This window comes from Pantoea leporis (assembly GCF_028048155.1).
GTDB classification, from domain to species: Bacteria; Pseudomonadota; Gammaproteobacteria; order Enterobacterales; family Enterobacteriaceae; genus Pantoea; species Pantoea leporis.
On record NZ_JALMEU010000001.1, the window covers coordinates 1,281,979 to 1,297,171 of the forward strand.

At 47.5% G+C, this 15,193-nt stretch carries 11 protein-coding genes and 1 tRNA gene; 11 read left to right on the forward strand and 1 reads right to left on the reverse strand.

Translation table 11 applies throughout. From position 1 onward, the window contains the following. Positions 1 to 5 precede the first annotated feature (5 nt). The 11 genes from MWH02_RS06080 (at position 6) to MWH02_RS06130 (ending at position 14,890) form a co-directional block, all read left to right on the forward strand. Positions 6 to 638: a lysophospholipid acyltransferase family protein gene (locus MWH02_RS06080; RefSeq protein ID WP_271460079.1), complete on the forward strand. Its 633-nt coding sequence runs from the start codon at positions 6 to 8 to the stop codon at positions 636 to 638. Beyond that, positions 635 to 2,389 (forward strand): bifunctional alpha/beta hydrolase/class I SAM-dependent methyltransferase, encoded by a 1,755-nt coding sequence (locus MWH02_RS06085; protein WP_271460080.1) that lies wholly within the window; start codon positions 635 to 637, stop codon positions 2,387 to 2,389. Before MWH02_RS06080 ends, MWH02_RS06085 begins: the two co-directional genes overlap by 4 nt. Position 2,390: 1 nt before the next feature. Continuing rightward, complete coding sequence (locus MWH02_RS06090) at positions 2,391 to 3,710, forward strand: phosphatase PAP2/dual specificity phosphatase family protein (RefSeq protein ID WP_271460081.1); 1,320 nt, start codon at positions 2,391 to 2,393, stop codon at positions 3,708 to 3,710. Next, entirely contained in the window at positions 3,695 to 4,096 is a 402-nt protein-coding gene (locus MWH02_RS06095; RefSeq protein ID WP_271460082.1) for a hypothetical protein, read from the forward strand. Before MWH02_RS06090 ends, MWH02_RS06095 begins: the two co-directional genes overlap by 16 nt. Before the next feature lie 7 nt (positions 4,097 to 4,103). After that, positions 4,104 to 5,888 (forward strand): type VI secretion system baseplate subunit TssF, encoded by a 1,785-nt coding sequence (gene tssF, locus MWH02_RS06100; protein ID WP_271460083.1) that lies wholly within the window; start codon positions 4,104 to 4,106, stop codon positions 5,886 to 5,888. Continuing rightward, a complete protein-coding gene (tssG, locus tag MWH02_RS06105) occupies positions 5,885 to 6,901 on the forward strand; it encodes a type VI secretion system baseplate subunit TssG (RefSeq protein ID WP_271460084.1) in 1,017 nt (338 codons plus the stop codon). The genes tssF and tssG overlap by 4 nt, the downstream gene beginning before the upstream one ends. A gap of 328 nt (positions 6,902 to 7,229) precedes the next feature. Beyond that, positions 7,230 to 8,777 (forward strand): type I restriction-modification system subunit M, encoded by a 1,548-nt coding sequence (locus MWH02_RS06110; protein WP_271460085.1) that lies wholly within the window; start codon positions 7,230 to 7,232, stop codon positions 8,775 to 8,777. Then, positions 8,774 to 9,964: a restriction endonuclease subunit S gene (locus MWH02_RS06115; protein WP_271460086.1), complete on the forward strand. Its 1,191-nt coding sequence runs from the start codon at positions 8,774 to 8,776 to the stop codon at positions 9,962 to 9,964. The genes MWH02_RS06110 and MWH02_RS06115 overlap by 4 nt, the downstream gene beginning before the upstream one ends. 58 nt (positions 9,965 to 10,022) lie before the next feature. Further along, positions 10,023 to 13,262: a type I restriction endonuclease subunit R gene (locus tag MWH02_RS06120; RefSeq protein ID WP_271460087.1), complete on the forward strand. Its 3,240-nt coding sequence runs from the start codon at positions 10,023 to 10,025 to the stop codon at positions 13,260 to 13,262. Between the two features lie 52 nt (positions 13,263 to 13,314). Then, positions 13,315 to 13,908 carry an anti-phage protein KwaA gene (gene kwaA / locus MWH02_RS06125; protein WP_271460088.1) on the forward strand — a complete coding sequence of 198 codons (594 nt, stop codon included), beginning with the start codon at positions 13,315 to 13,317 and terminating at the stop codon, positions 13,906 to 13,908. Between the two features lie 10 nt (positions 13,909 to 13,918). Next, complete coding sequence (locus tag MWH02_RS06130; protein WP_271460089.1) at positions 13,919 to 14,890, forward strand: Kiwa anti-phage protein KwaB-like domain-containing protein; 972 nt, start codon at positions 13,919 to 13,921, stop codon at positions 14,888 to 14,890. Between the two features lie 221 nt (positions 14,891 to 15,111). Here the strand turns inward: MWH02_RS06130 and MWH02_RS06135 are convergent. Next, positions 15,112 to 15,188 (reverse strand) — tRNA-Arg (locus MWH02_RS06135). Positions 15,189 to 15,193: the final 5 nt, after the last annotated feature.

Here is a 15,193-nt window from a genome sequence, read left to right on the forward strand (position 1 = left end):
CGCACATGAACCGCATGCTGCGCTGGATCTTTACCCTTTGCATCGCTTATCCGGTGGTGTGGATCTGGCTGGGTGTCGCCGTGGCCAACCGCAAGAAGCTACCGAAAACAGGCCCGGCGATCATTGTGGCAAACCACAACAGCCATCTTGATGTGCTGACGCTCTTCACATTGTTTCCCCTCTCGACGCTGGTGAATGTACAGCCGGTGGCTGCCGCTGATTATTTCCTGAAAAACAAAGTGGTGGGTTGGTTTGCGCTCAAGGTGATTGGCATCATCCCGGTCTATCGCGGAGCGCATCAGGCTAATCCATTGCAGGCCTGCGTCGATGCGCTGGCGGAAAAGAAAATTGTGATTATTTTTCCGGAAGGCACGCGCGGCGAGCCGGGGAAACTGTCAGAAATTAAATCTGGCCTGTGGCATCTCAGCCAGCAGTGCCCGGATGTGCCCATCATTCCGGTCTATATGCACGGGCTGGATCGCTCAATGGGTAAAGGTCAGAAAATACCGGTGCCGTTCTTTATCGATATTTATATCGACGATCCGCTGCGTTATCAGGACAACAAGGCCGAATTTAAAAGCGCGTTATTAAATCGTTTTGTCGAATTACAACAGCAAGTCATAAGGAAATCATCATGAGCCAGGAAGCACGTTTATTTCAGGAAGGATCTTTTTCAACCAGCGACGGTGAATCTCTCTATTTTCGCCACTGGCCCGCGCAGGATGCGCAGAGCAAAAAAGTGATTGTGCTATTTCATCGCGGGCATGAGCACTCCGGGCGTTTGCAGCATGTTGTCGATGAGTTACTGATGCCGGATGCCCATTTTTACGCCTGGGATGCGCGTGGACACGGACATTCGCCGGGAGAACGAGGTTACAGCCCAAGCCTGGCTCGCTCAGTGCAGGACGTCGATGAATTTGTTCGCTTTGTCGCTGAACAAGCCAGGGTGAGCATTGAAGATATTGTTGTGATTGCGCAAAGCGTCGGTGCGGTGCTGGTCGCTACCTGGGTGCATGATTACGCGCCTAAAATTCGCGGTATGGTGCTGGCCTCTCCAGCGTTCAAGGTGAAGCTGTATGTGCCTTTCGCACGCACGGGATTGGCTATGCTGCAACGTATTCGCGGTCTGTTTTACGTGAACTCTTACGTCAAAGGGAAATTTCTCAGCCACGACCCCGAGCGCATTCGCAGCTTTGAGCAGGATAAATTCATCACCCGTCAGATTGCCGTGAATATTCTGCTGGATCTGTATAAAACGGCGGAGCGTATTGTTGCTGACTCTGCCGCCATCACCGTGCCAACACAGCTGCTGATATCCGGCGATGATTTTGTGGTGCACACCAGACCGCAGAAAAAATTCTATCAGGGGCTGCGTAGCGTCATTAAAGAGCAGCATATTCTGCCCGGTTTTTATCACGATACGCTGGGAGAGAAGGATCGCCAGCTTGCCTTCGATAAAATGAAGCCGTTTATTGAACAGCTTTACCACGCGGCACCTTACACCTTCGATTACAGCCATGAAGATCAGTGGAGTCCGGGCGCTGATGCGTACCGTGAGCTGCAGGCACCACCTAAGCGCTGCTCACTACAAGGCATGTCCTACGCTTCATTAAGTTTTGGCATGAAAACCATTGGTCGGCTGTCAAAAGGCATGCGCCTGGGATATGAAACCGGCTTTGACTCTGGCAGTACACTGGATTATGTCTACCGCAACACGGCTGAAGGCACCGGCATTGTTGGCCGTATCATCGACAGGCAGTACCTCAACAGCATTGGCTGGCGCGGCATTCGCATGCGTAAAGAGAATATCCAGCAGGTGATTGCGCAGGCTGTAGCAAAACTGCAAGAGCACAATTTGCCGATTCGCGTAGTCGACATAGCCGCCGGACATGGCCGCTACGTTCTTGATGCACTAGAGAAACAGCCGGGAATTGAAAGCATCTTGTTGCGAGATTACAGCGATCTGAATGTGGAAAAAGGCCAGGCGATGATTGAAGCGCGTCAATTAGGCCATCTCGCGCAGTTCAAAAAAGGCAATGCCTTCGATTATGACTCGCTCGCCACACTCGCGCCTGCGCCGACGCTGGGGATTGTCTCCGGCCTGTATGAACTGTTCCCGAGCAACCAGTTAATCAAAACTTCGTTGGCCGGGTTGGCAGCCGCCATTCCACCGGGCGGCGTGCTGGTTTATACCGGGCAACCGTGGCATCCGCAGTTGAAAACCATCGCATGGACCTTAACCAGCCACCAGAACGGTATTCCCTGGTTGATGCGCGTACGCAGCCAGAAAGAGATGGATACGCTGGTCGAAGATGCTGGATTTGAGAAATGCCACCAGCTGATCGATGAGTTTGGCATCTTTACCGTGTCGCTGGCGGTAAGAAAATAGCATGACTGAATCGTTGCTGACACAACGCCCTTTTCGCCCCTGGAAACAGGGGCTTTGCTGGCTGATGTTGCTGGGGCCCCTGTTTTTTCTCAGCTACGGGCAGGTGAATACCTACACCGCGACCCGCGATGATGTGGAAAGCCTGGTGTTTGCCTGGGAACGTTCGATTCTATTTGTTCCCTGGACCATCGTGCCTTACTGGAGCATCGACCTGCTTTACGGTATTTCACTGTTCATCTGCACATCAAGACAAGAGCTGATGCGTCACGGCTATCGCCTGCTAGTAGCATCGCTGGTGGCGTGTGCAGCGTTTTTACTTTTCCCGCTGAAGTTTACCTTCACGCGCCCGGAAACCCAGGGTGCCTTCGGCTGGTTGTTCCGCCAGCTTGAACAGTTTGATTTACCCTATAACCAGGCCCCTTCGTTGCACATTATTCTGACCTGGCTGCTCTGGCTGCGCTTTCGCCAGCATCTGAATCGCAATGCAAGAATCATTGCGGGCGGTTGGTTCCTGCTGATTGCTGTCTCCGTATTGACCACCTGGCAGCACCATTTTATCGATGTCATTAGCGGGATTGGGGTTGCGGTCATCATCAGCTACCTGGTTCCAATTAGAGGAGAATGGCGCTGGCAGCGCCCCACTTGGCACGCGCGACGTCTTGCTGGCAAATACGGCCTGGGTGGAATGCTGTTTTTACTGGCGGGGATAGCGATCCCCTGTGGTCATTTGCTGTTGTGGCCTGCCATAGCGCTGCTGGCGGTGGCTGCGGGCTATGCCGGGTTGGGCGTGACGGTGTTCCAGAAAAACAGTTGCGGCAACTTATCCCTCTCCGCACGCCTGCTGCTTTTACCCTATCTGACAGGCGTGAGGATTTCCCGCCGCTGGTTTTCCCGGCATAGCGCGCAAAGTAATGAGATTGTCGCTGGCGTAGCGCTGGGCAGGTTTCCGGACAAGACGCAGCAAGATTTTGCCGTTTTTGATCTGACCGCAGAATTACACAAAGGCAACCGGAACGCACAGCGATGGCAGGCCTATCCGCTAATGGATCTGCTGGTGCCCGACATTGCGCATTTGCGCACTGCGGTAAGACAGCTTCAGCAACTACACCGGGAAAGTGACAAGGTGTTGGTTTGCTGCGCGCTGGGTTTATCGCGCAGTGCCACAGTGATTGCGGCGTGGCTGCTGGCGGAAGGACATGCAGCTTCTGTCGTTCAGGCCGTTGAACTCATTAAGTCCCGACGCCCGCAGATTGTTCTCACCCCTGCACACATTGCAATCCTCGAAGCCTTTAGCAAGGAACAGCTATGTCAGACATCATGATGACCAACCGAATTGTGCAAATTCATCTGGCAAGCTGGCGCTACTTTGCCGCGCTGACACTGCCGCCGTTGGCGCTGATACTCAGCCTTTTCTACTTCGCGCTGAGCCTGCCGTTAATGGTGTTGTTCTTCATCACACACTACTACTGCTGGCGTTTATGGCTCGATGAACGGCTCTTCGCATTGCTCAACAACGAAGACGACCTTGCTGAGTTTGACCGGGGCATGGCGCAGCTGTGGCCGAAAAAATTTGCCCGCTCGCGTTCTCTGGCTGATCGCCTGCACGGAACAAGAGTCATGTTTTACCGGGCAATGATCTCACTGCTGGTGCTGTGGTTGGTTTCACTCTGCTCAGTGAGTTATCTGGCACTCACGCTGGTTGAGTAGGTGAACCATGAACGACCATGATTTTCTGAAATATTTCGACAGCGAAATGCGTTATCTGAAAGCGGCTGCGCAGGAGTTTGCGGAGCAGTATCCGGAGGCGGGACGGCGACTGGGTGTCGACGGCAAATCTCTGAAGATGAATGACTCGGTCGAGCAACTGTTTCAGGGCTTCTCGCTGATGATGGCGCAGATGCGTCGCAAGATTGATGACGATATTCCGGAGCTGACGGAGCCGCTGCTTGGGCATCTGCTGCCCGTGGTGAACCGCACGCTGCCATCAATGTCTGTGGTGGAACTTACGCCCGATAGCGTCGCTCAGGTACGTGATGCGGTGCTGCCGGAAGGTACAACGCTGCTGACCCGACCGATGGATATCACTGGCCAACGCTGCCCTTATCGCACGACCGATGCGTTGAAATTGCATCCGCTGACGCTGGGCGAGATAACGACGCCCTTCCATCCGGATGGACACCAGATGATTTCCCTGCGGTTTTCACTCAGCTCTCAGGCCGATCCGAGCCAAATCGATCTCAGCGATATTCCGCTTTATATCAACGGAGATCGCCCAGTGCAGTCGCTGCTATACCATGCGCTGACCTGTCATCTGCGCAACATCACTTTTCGCCTGCCGCAGAGTGATAACTCCGATTCGCAGCCATTTAATGGTGGCATCCGCGCCCGCTGGCAACAGCACTGGCGTCCTGTCTGGCCGGAAAGTGATAGCCCAGCACTCTGTGGTGAAGTGCGCCCGCTGCTGGAATATTTCAGTTTTCCGGCTCGCTACGCCTTCTTTACTCTATCGGGGCTCAACACGCTGCCTTTCGACGAAAGCTGTCGGGAAGTGATGCTCGATATTCACCTTAGTCAGCCGCTTCCACATGATATTTCCCTGCCGGCAGACGCGCTGCGCATTCACTGCGTGCCGATGATTAACCTGTTTACGCTGAACGCCGAGCCGCTGAAGGTGAAGCCTGCGGTGCTCGATTATCGTCTGCGTCCGCATCGACTGCGCGATCGGCACACTGAGATTTACAGTGTTGATGAAGTTGCCGCCAGCGAAACACTGGATAAGCGCCGTTATGTGCCGTATCGGCACTTCCGGCAAAAAGGGGGCATGCTGCAACGCAAAGAGTCCTGGCCGGAGCGATATTTCCATACGCGCATCTGGCGTGGTGTCAGCGGTCTTTATGAAACCTTGCTGATGTTGGGTGGCGATGCAAGCGAGACCGATCGGGGCGAGGATGATGCCACGCTGTTTATGAACATCACCTGCACCAATGGTAACTATCCGCGTATGGCGCTGGAGAAAGCCGTATTTGATGGAAGCGCGGTAACCGGCAACCTGACATTGCAGTGCATAACGCGTCATCCCCCTTCTATGCCTTATTACCCACCAACCACGCAATTATTTCAGTGGCATATGATGTCGCTGCTGCATCCGCGCGCCCTGAGCCAGATGATTAACGATGCTGAAAACCTTCGAGCCGTGCTGGCGCTGTTTGACTGGAGTAATGACGATAACAACCGCCGTCGCATCAGCGGTATTCGTCACGTCAGCTGGCGTCAGGACTATAACTCCTCGTATCACTGGCACGGGGTGCGTATTCGCGTGGCGCTCGATGAAACCCGGTTCAGCGGCACCGGCGATGCCCGCCTGTTCTGCGAGCTGCTGGAGCAATTCCTGACGCAGTACGCCAGCGTGGTGCGCTTTACCCAGCTGACAGTGCTGCTGACCGCTTCGGGCACCGAATGGGCCTGGCCGGAGCGACGCATTGACAGGGTGCTGATGTGAGCGAAGACAACAAAAAACCGTTCTGGCTGGACGATGACGGCAATGACCAGACCGCGCGTTACAACTTTTACCGCTTCTGCCAGTTACTTGAGCAGACGACCGGCAGCCGTCTCGGCACGGGCCGCACGCCAGAAAGTGATCCAGTGCGTTTTCGTCCCAATCCGCACCTGGGCTTTCCCGCCGGGGAGTTGAAACGCACGGAAATTGACGCCGATAACCCGAATGCGATACCAACGGTCAGAACCAACTTCTTCGGCTTGTACGGCGTCGATTCGCCGCTGCCCACCAGCATCATTGATGATATCAACCAAGGGCGTGACGGAGCTGATGCCATGGCGGCGTTTCTGGATATCTTCAATCACCGGCTGATGACGCAGTTTTACCGCATCTGGCGCAAGTACAGCTATCCGGCCACCTTTGAGCCAGGCGGTACCGATACGGTGTCGCAAAGCCTGATGGCGCTAACCGGCATTGCCCACAGCGGCGATCAGCCCTCATCACGCCTGCTGGCGATACTTAAACCGCTGCTGCATACCACGCACACTGCTGAAGGTATTGCAGCGGTGATACGCAGCCAGGCACCGAATACGAAGGTTGAGGTTTTCGCACACCATCCGGTGACGATGCCGGTGGCAAAACGCGCCCGGCTTGCAATGCGCAGTGGCATGACGCTTGATCAGAATCCGATTTTGGGTGATGAAACTTGCGTAATCGGTTACTGCTCACGGGTCGAGCTTTCAACAGACGATCCTGATGAGGCAAAGGGCTGGATGCCTGACGGACAGCTCAGACAGGATGTGATGGCGCTACTGCGTACCTATCTGGGCTGTGACTACGATTTGCGGTTTTGGCTGACGATTCCCACGCGATTGCTGCCAATGCCGCGGCTTGGCGATGCCGGGTTATTTAATGGATACAACATGATGCTGGGGTTGAGGGAGGATAATCAGAGTGCGATGCCGGAAACGGTGCGCATCAAAGTGGGAAAGCTGCGAGAAAGTAACGTTAAATAATATAAACATCGAGAGTGAGTAAATGGAAGAAATAAACTCCACAATTAACTTCTCAACTTTAATAAGCACAGAGTCTCTTAATTTATCTCTAGGTGTACTTATACCTGGGTTAATAAAAGCCACATGGCCTATTATCTGTTTAACCGCTTCGATATTGAACTCTTCATGATAACGTATACTGCTCATAGGCAGGCCCCCTCTCTTTTCAGTTGTAGTGGTCATCTTAAATGGCTCTAAGGTGACTGTTAAACCCGTGGCGATTCAACTCGTAACAACCCGAACTTTAAGGCAAAATAGGTCAATCCTCCGTATTTGGAAAATGACCGTAATGGCTAGAAAACCTAAAGAAATCAAAACAGATCCGTTAGAGGTCATCCTGTGGAAAGCGGCTGACAAGCTACGTAAGAACATTGATGCCGCCGAGTACAAGCATGTGGTACTGGGTCTGATTTTCCTTAAATACATTTCAGATTCTTTTGAATCGCATTACGAACTGCTGAAAGCAGGTGAAGGTGAATTCGCAGGTGCAGATCCGGAAGACAAAGACGAATATACCGCTTATAACGTGTTCTTTGTTCCTGAACTGGCGCGATGGAGTTACCTGATATCTAAGGCCAAGCTGCCCGAAATCGGTAAGCTGGTTGATGATGCGATGGAGCTTATCGAAGCGGGTAACCCACAGCTAAAAGGTGTGTTGCCGAAAGTCTATGCTCGCCAAAATCTTGATGCCACTGTTCTTGGTGAACTGATAGATCTGATTGGCAACATTGCATTGGGTGATGCCAAAGCGCGTTCTGCTGACGTTTTAGGTCACGTATTCGAATACTTCCTTGGTGAGTTCGCATTGGCAGAAGGCAAACAAGGCGGTCAGTTCTATACGCCTAAATCCATTGTAAGCCTGCTGGTTAACATGCTGGAACCTTACAAAGGCCGTGTCTTTGACCCCTGCTGTGGTTCCGGTGGTATGTTTGTTCAGTCAGAAAAATTTGTTGAAGCTCATCAGGGTAATATTGACGATATTTCTATTTACGGTCAGGAATCCAATCAGACAACCTGGCGTCTGGCAAAGATGAACCTTGCTATTCGTGGTATCAACTCAGAACACGTCAGGTGGAACACCGAAGGCTCATTCCTGAACGATGCCCATAAAGATTTAAAATCTGATTTTATTATTGCTAACCCTCCGTTTAACGTATCCGACTGGTCAGGTGAACTGCTACGTAAAGATGCTCGTTGGCAATATGGTGCTCCGCCTGCTGGTAATGCTAACTTTGCCTGGATGCAACACTTCCTTTATCACCTGTCGCCAAAAGGTCAGGCTGGGGTAGTGCTGGCAAAAGGGGCTTTGACTTCGAAAAGTTCTGGAGAAGGTGATATCCGTGCGGCGCTGGTTAAAGATGCAAATGTCATTGATTGTATCGTTAACTTACCTGCAAAACTGTTCCTGAACACCCAGATCCCTGCCGCATTATGGTTTATGCGGCGTGATCGTGAAAATAGCAGCCAGTACCGTGATCGCAGCAAAGAAATTCTGTTTATTGATGCCCGCAATCTTGGTCATTTGATTAACCGTCGTAGCAAAGTTCTTTCCGACGACGATATCAAGACCATTGCTAAAACCTACCATAACTGGCGTAACAAAGGTGGCGATTACGAAGATGTGGCTGGTTTCTGTGCGTCAATAGACATTGATGAAGTTGCTAAACTCGATTATGTGCTCACACCTGGCCGTTATGTTGGTCTTGCTGACGAAGAAGATGATTTTGACTTTAAAGAACGCTTTACGACTCTTAAAGCTGAGTTTGAAGCACAATTGGAAGAAGAAGCGCAGCTGAACAAAGCTATCGCTGATAATCTGGCGAAGGTGGTGCTATGAGCGAGTGGAAGAATGTTTTTTTAACAGACGTATCAGTTAAAATTGGTGATGGTTTACATGGAACACCAACTTACGATGAAAGTGGAGATTATTACTTTATAAATGGTAATAATTTACTCAATGGTAGGGTTTTTATTAAACCTGAAACAAAAAAAATTGCCAAGACTGAGTTTGATAAAATAAAAAAAGATTTAAACAGTTCAACCTTATTACTATCGATTAATGGCACTATTGGTAACGTATCAAAATATGCAGGCGAAAAATGTGCTCTCGGTAAAAGCGTTTGCTATATAAATTTGGATGCAAATATCATTCTTAGAGACTACTTTTACTATGAATGCTTATCTGATAACTTTCAATCCTATCTAGATAATATAGCTACCGGAACAACTATACCTAACGTTCCTTTGAAAGGGTTACGGTCGTATGAGTTTAAAAAACCACCAATCACAGAACAAAAATCTATTTCCTCCGTGCTGTCCTCTCTCGATAAAAAAATAGACCTGCTTCATCGCCAGAATAAAACGCTGGAATCTATGGCAGAGGCATTGTTTAGGCAATGGTTTATTTTAGATGTCACGGGTGTATCAGTTAGTATAGATCAGGTAATTGATTTTAATCCAAAGCGAACTTTAACTAAAAGCCAAGACGCTACTTATTTGGACATGGCTGGACTAAGCACTGATAATTTTCGTGCTACTGGATATTACAAACGTCCATTCTCTTCGGGAACCAAATTCACTAAACGAGATACTCTGTTAGCGAGAATTACCCCATGTTTAGAAAATGGGAAAGCTGCCTATATTGATTTTTTAGCCGAAAATGAAACCGGATGGGGTTCAACTGAGTTCATAGTTATGCGTCCTAAAAAAGAAATTCATCCTATGATTTCATATATCATGTGCCGAAATCCAGACTTCAAGGAATATGCAGAAAGTTGTATGGAAGGTTCAACTGGCAGACAACGAGTTAACTTGGATTATCTTAAGAAGTTCAATGTTAATCTGCCAACAGAAGCTTCCCTACGCAAAATTAATGAGTTATTAGATTCATTTGAAAGTAAACTTATTAACAACTCAAGACAAATTGACAGCTTAGAAAAACTTCGCAACACACTACTTCCCAAACTGATGAGCGGTGAAGTACGGGTTCAGTATGCTGAAGAAGCAATCGCATCAGTAGCATAAAATAACTATGCGGGTGCATAACCCACTCTCTGGTTAAGCGGCAATAAGGACAGTACGCATGGCAAAGATGACCGAATCTGATATTGAAGTAATGACGATTGAGCACCTGCAAGGGCTGGGCTATGAATATGTTTATGGCCCGGACATTGAACCTAGTGGAATCAACCCATTACGTAGCTATCAACAGGTTATCCTTGAAGACAAAGTGCGTACAGCTCTGCAACGACTAAATCCACACCTCAGTGAACAGAAGTGTGAAGAAGCCCTGAAACAGGTGATGCAGATCAGCACACCTGATCTAATGGCAAACAATCTGGCCTTTCATCGCCTGTTGAGCGAAGGAATCAATATCGAAGTCAGCAAAGATGGTAATACACAAGGGGAGCTGGCCGGCCTGATCGACTTTAACGCCCCCACGAATAATGAATTTCTGGTCATTAATCAACTCACCATCAAAGAAGGCAACCATACCCGCCGACCGGATCTTATTTTGTTCATCAACGGTCTGCCATTAGTCGTTATTGAACTGAAAAATGCCGCTGACGAAAATGCTACGGTAACAGGTGCCTATAACCAGATTAAAACCTATCAGAATCAAATCCCCGGCCTGTTTACCTACAATGCCTTTAATGTGATATCTGACGGGCTGGAAGCCAAAGCGGGGACGGTTTCTGCTGATTTCAGTCGTTATATGACGTGGAAAACCGCCAACGGTAAAACGCAAGCCACCAATACCCAGCCACAGCTTGAAGTTTTATTACAGGGGTTGCTTAATCCAGTAACGCTACTGGATATGATCCGCCACTTTATTGTGTTTGAAGCCAGCAAACATGAAGACAGCAAAGGGATTATCAGTATCCGTACTGTTAAAAAAATGGCGGCTTATCATCAGTATTACGCAGTTAATGCAGCAGTTCTTTCCACTATTCGTGCCTCGGCGGTGAATGCGGACTCCCCCTCTGCCGAAGTGGCACTGCGCCAACAGGGGCGTAACAGTAAAGATCTTGTTAATGCGCAAAAAACCGGGGACCGCAAAGCTGGCGTAGTCTGGCATACCCAGGGTTCCGGTAAATCGCTTTCGATGGTGTTTTATACCGGGAAAATTGTGCTGGCGCTGGATAATCCGACTGTGGTGGTGATCACTGACCGTAACGACTTAGATGATCAGCTCTTCGGTACATTTTCTTCTGCTACCCAGCTACTGCGTCAGACACCAAAACAGGCTGATAACCGGGAAGAACTCAAAGATTATTTGCGCGTCGCCTCTGGTGGCGTAGTGTTTACCACTATTCAAAAGTTCCAGCCTGATGATGGCAGCAATATCTATGAATTATTGTCAGACAGAACCAATATTGTCGTTATCGCTGATGAAGCCCACCGTTCACAGTACGGATTCAGCGCCAAAGAAGTCGATGTTAAAGACAGCGAAGGCAACGTAACAGGTAAACGCACTGTTTATGGCTTTGCCAAATATATGCGTGATGCCTTGCCCAATGCGACCTATCTGGGCTTTACCGGAACCCCCATAGAAAAAACGGACGTAAATACCCCTGCTGTTTTCGGTAGCTATGTTGATATCTACGATATCTCGCAGGCCGTTGAAGACGGTGCCACCGTGCGTATCTTCTATGAAAGCCGTTTGGCGAAAATTGCCATCAGTGAAGAAGGCCGTCAGCTTATCGAAGAGTTTGACGATGAGTTTAACGAGGACGAGCTGACGCTTACCCAGAAAGAACGTTCTAAATGGGCCAGAATCGAAGGTTTGATTGGCAGTTCAAAACGTATTAAAGCCATTGCGGCGGATATGGTTCAGCATTTTGAACAGCGCTTAAAGTCCAATGCCGATCATGGCAAGGGCATGATTGTTACCATGTCCCGACGTATTGCTGCTGAATTGTATAAAGAAATCGTCACACTTAAACCCGAATGGCACAGCGATGATTTAAATGACGGCGTGATTAAAGTCGTGATGACCTCTTCCGCTGCTGACGGGCCAGAAATCGCTAAACACCATACCACTAAAAAAGAACGTCAGGTTCTGGCTAACCGAATGAAAGACGACGACGACAAGCTGAAACTGGTGATAGTGCGTGATATGTGGCTTACCGGCTTTGATGCGCCAAGTATGCATACCCTCTATATCGACAAACCGATGAAGGGCCATAACCTGATGCAGGCGATTGCCCGCGTTAACCGGGTGTACAAGGACAAAATCGGTGGTCTGGTGGTTGACTATCTCGGCATTGCCTCAGATTTAAAAGAAGCACTGTCATTCTACTCTGATGCAGGTGGACGGGGAGATCCTGCTGAGGTTCAGGAAGAAGCCGTTACGCTCATGCAGGAAAAACTGGAAATCCTGGAAGGCATGATGCACGGCTACGATTACAAAGCCTACTTTACTGCAACGACTTCACAACGACTGACGATTATCCTTGAATCAGAAAACCACATTTTAGGGCTGGATAACGGCAAAGGGAAAATGCGATTCCTTGCTGCTGTTGCTGCCATGTCCCAGGCATTTGCGCTTGCGACGCCTCATGATAAAGCAATGGAAGCGGCACCCGAAGTCGCATTCTTCCAAGCAGTGAAGGCTCGCCTGAATAAATTTACTGAAAACTCAGACGACTCAGAAGAAGAACATAATGACAGTCTGGAAGTGCGAGTAAAACAGACTATTGATCAGGCTCTGGTGACAGATAAAGTCGTCGATATCTTTGACGCAGCGGGAATACAAAAGCCGGATATCTCCGTACTCTCCGATGAATTCCTTCAGGAAATGAAAGATTACCAGCACAGAAATATTGCTCTGGAAACGCTTAAAAAGCTGCTTTCTGATGAGATCAAGGTTCGCTCGAACCAAAGTATTACCCAAGGTAAAAAACTGATCGATATGCTTACCTCTGCAATCAATGGCTACCAGAACAAGGTTCTTACCGCTGCGGAAGTGATCGATGAACTGATCAAACTAGCTAAAACCATTCAGGAATCTGACAGCCTTGCAAGTCAACTGAATCTTAGCGCTTATGAATACGCTTTCTATTCTGCTGTTGCGGATAACGACAGCGCTCGTGAGCTGATGCAAAAGGAAAAACTACGAGAACTGGCAGTCGTCCTAACGGAAGCTATCCGTAACAATGTCAGCCTTGACTGGACAGTGAAAGAAGCGGCAAGAGCGAAAATTCGTGTGGTTGTAAAACGTCTGCTCAAAAAATATGGTTATCCGCCTGATATGTCATTGCTTGCTACGGAAACAATTTTGAAGCAGGCCGAGTTGTTAGCAGGGGAATTAGGCAAATGATTTACCTTGTTTTATATATCCACATTATTTTAAATTTTCACAGGAGAGGCTGATGGATAACAGACCATATCTTAAAACAGTGCTATATATACTATCACTGTGGCTTCTGTTTCTATCATTATTAATAATGTCCTACGACAAGGTTATGATTAAAAATGTGTGGAACTATCTTTTTACTGAAAATTTTACTTTTCCCATCTCATCATTGAGAGTGAGAAATATCGTTTTCATAGTTAGTTTGGCTTTCATTTTCATCGGTGTATTTATTTTAACGATCCTTGCAAATAGCTTTGGTTCGGGGTGGTCTGTTGCGTGTACTGTATCAGATATTAGCAATGAAAATCATGAGCATTTAGAGTTTTTAACCACATATATAATGCCCTTAGTTTTTACTGATGTAGATAGTAAGCGAACCGTATTGAATTTAGGATTGATGATATTTGTTATCGGCGCGATATATGTAAAAACAAATAGATTTTATTCAAACCCATCACTTGCAATACTCGGATTCAGAATATACAAAGCAAATATTCACGACAGAGGTGTGAAAAAATGCACAGTTATATGCAGAGGGATTCTAAAAAACACAGCTAGCATAAAGTATATAAAAATTGATGATGGAACTTATTTGGCTAAAATAATATAGAGATCACAATATGTTCACTAACATTGAAAACATTTTGCAATCGCAGAAAATCTCTGGTGAAGCATTTTTTGTCGCTGAAAGTCATGGCGCAATAGACATATTTATGGTTAATCTTGAACCTAATGCTGAAAAAGAGCTAACCACCTCATTTTCTAAAAGTTTAAAAAATAATATTATTGAGCCTAACAGAGGTAAAGCTGCTGTTCCACTCGTATCTACTTTGTTAGAAAGAGATAAACAAGTTTTCGAATATGATCACTTGGCAATTAATCACCTCCCCATTGAATTTACTAAAATGAACGACGTGCTAAATTTCGGAGTCAATGGAAATGCAGTACAGTTTGATTTTGCTTCGCAAAGCCTTACATCGGTAAAGGCAGTTATTTACCACCTTTGTGATGGTAATGGAAATAGTGTAGTGATTTACCAACATAAATACCCCGTCTCTTTACATAAGAAAACGAAAAAATCCTTCTTGAGTTTAAATGGTAGAACCTTAGATAAGATAACTCATGACAGCATTGATATAAATGATACTATTGACTTTTTCCTCTTCCAGAATAAATATTACGCATTAAACATCAAATTACTTGAGAGAATGTATGGCTTAGAAAGTGTAATAGATAATCTTGCAAACAGCTCTACTCCATTGATAATAAATCTTGGTATTGTTAATACACAAGGTATGCAAGTACCGCTAGATATTTTCAAGGATATGTATAAAGACCGAGCATTTATGCGTAGACTTGCTATGGTTTCAAAAGGGAGCTTGGTAACAACGGGAGTTTCCATTCCTCAAATACAGCAAGTCATGCAAAGATTCCCTGTATTTCAAAGGAACATTGATTTATCAGGAGGACTAGTAAATCTTAATACAAAAGATCAAAAAAGATACTTCATACGACTACTTAATAACGAAGCATCATTTGCTGCACTTGACAACTCTCCATTCCTTGCTGTTGAGAAGGATTCTGCCGCCTAAGTTGAGAAAATAAATTAAGCTATGCATCTTCGACTTGCATAGCTTATGAGACTGCTTCTCGATAGAAGTTATATTTAGCTTATTACTCCATTTCATTTTAACCTCTTTCCATGCCGGTTTACTTCGATAGACTCAGGTTGAATTTGAATGCCTGATGTGGCGCTAATTCACTGAATTCAGGCATAAAAAAAGACGTCAGTTGACGTCTCTTGATATGAATTTGGTACGCCCTACAGGATTCGAACCTGTGACCTACGGCTTAGAAGGCCGGTGCTCTATCCAGCTGAGCTAAGGGCGCATAGT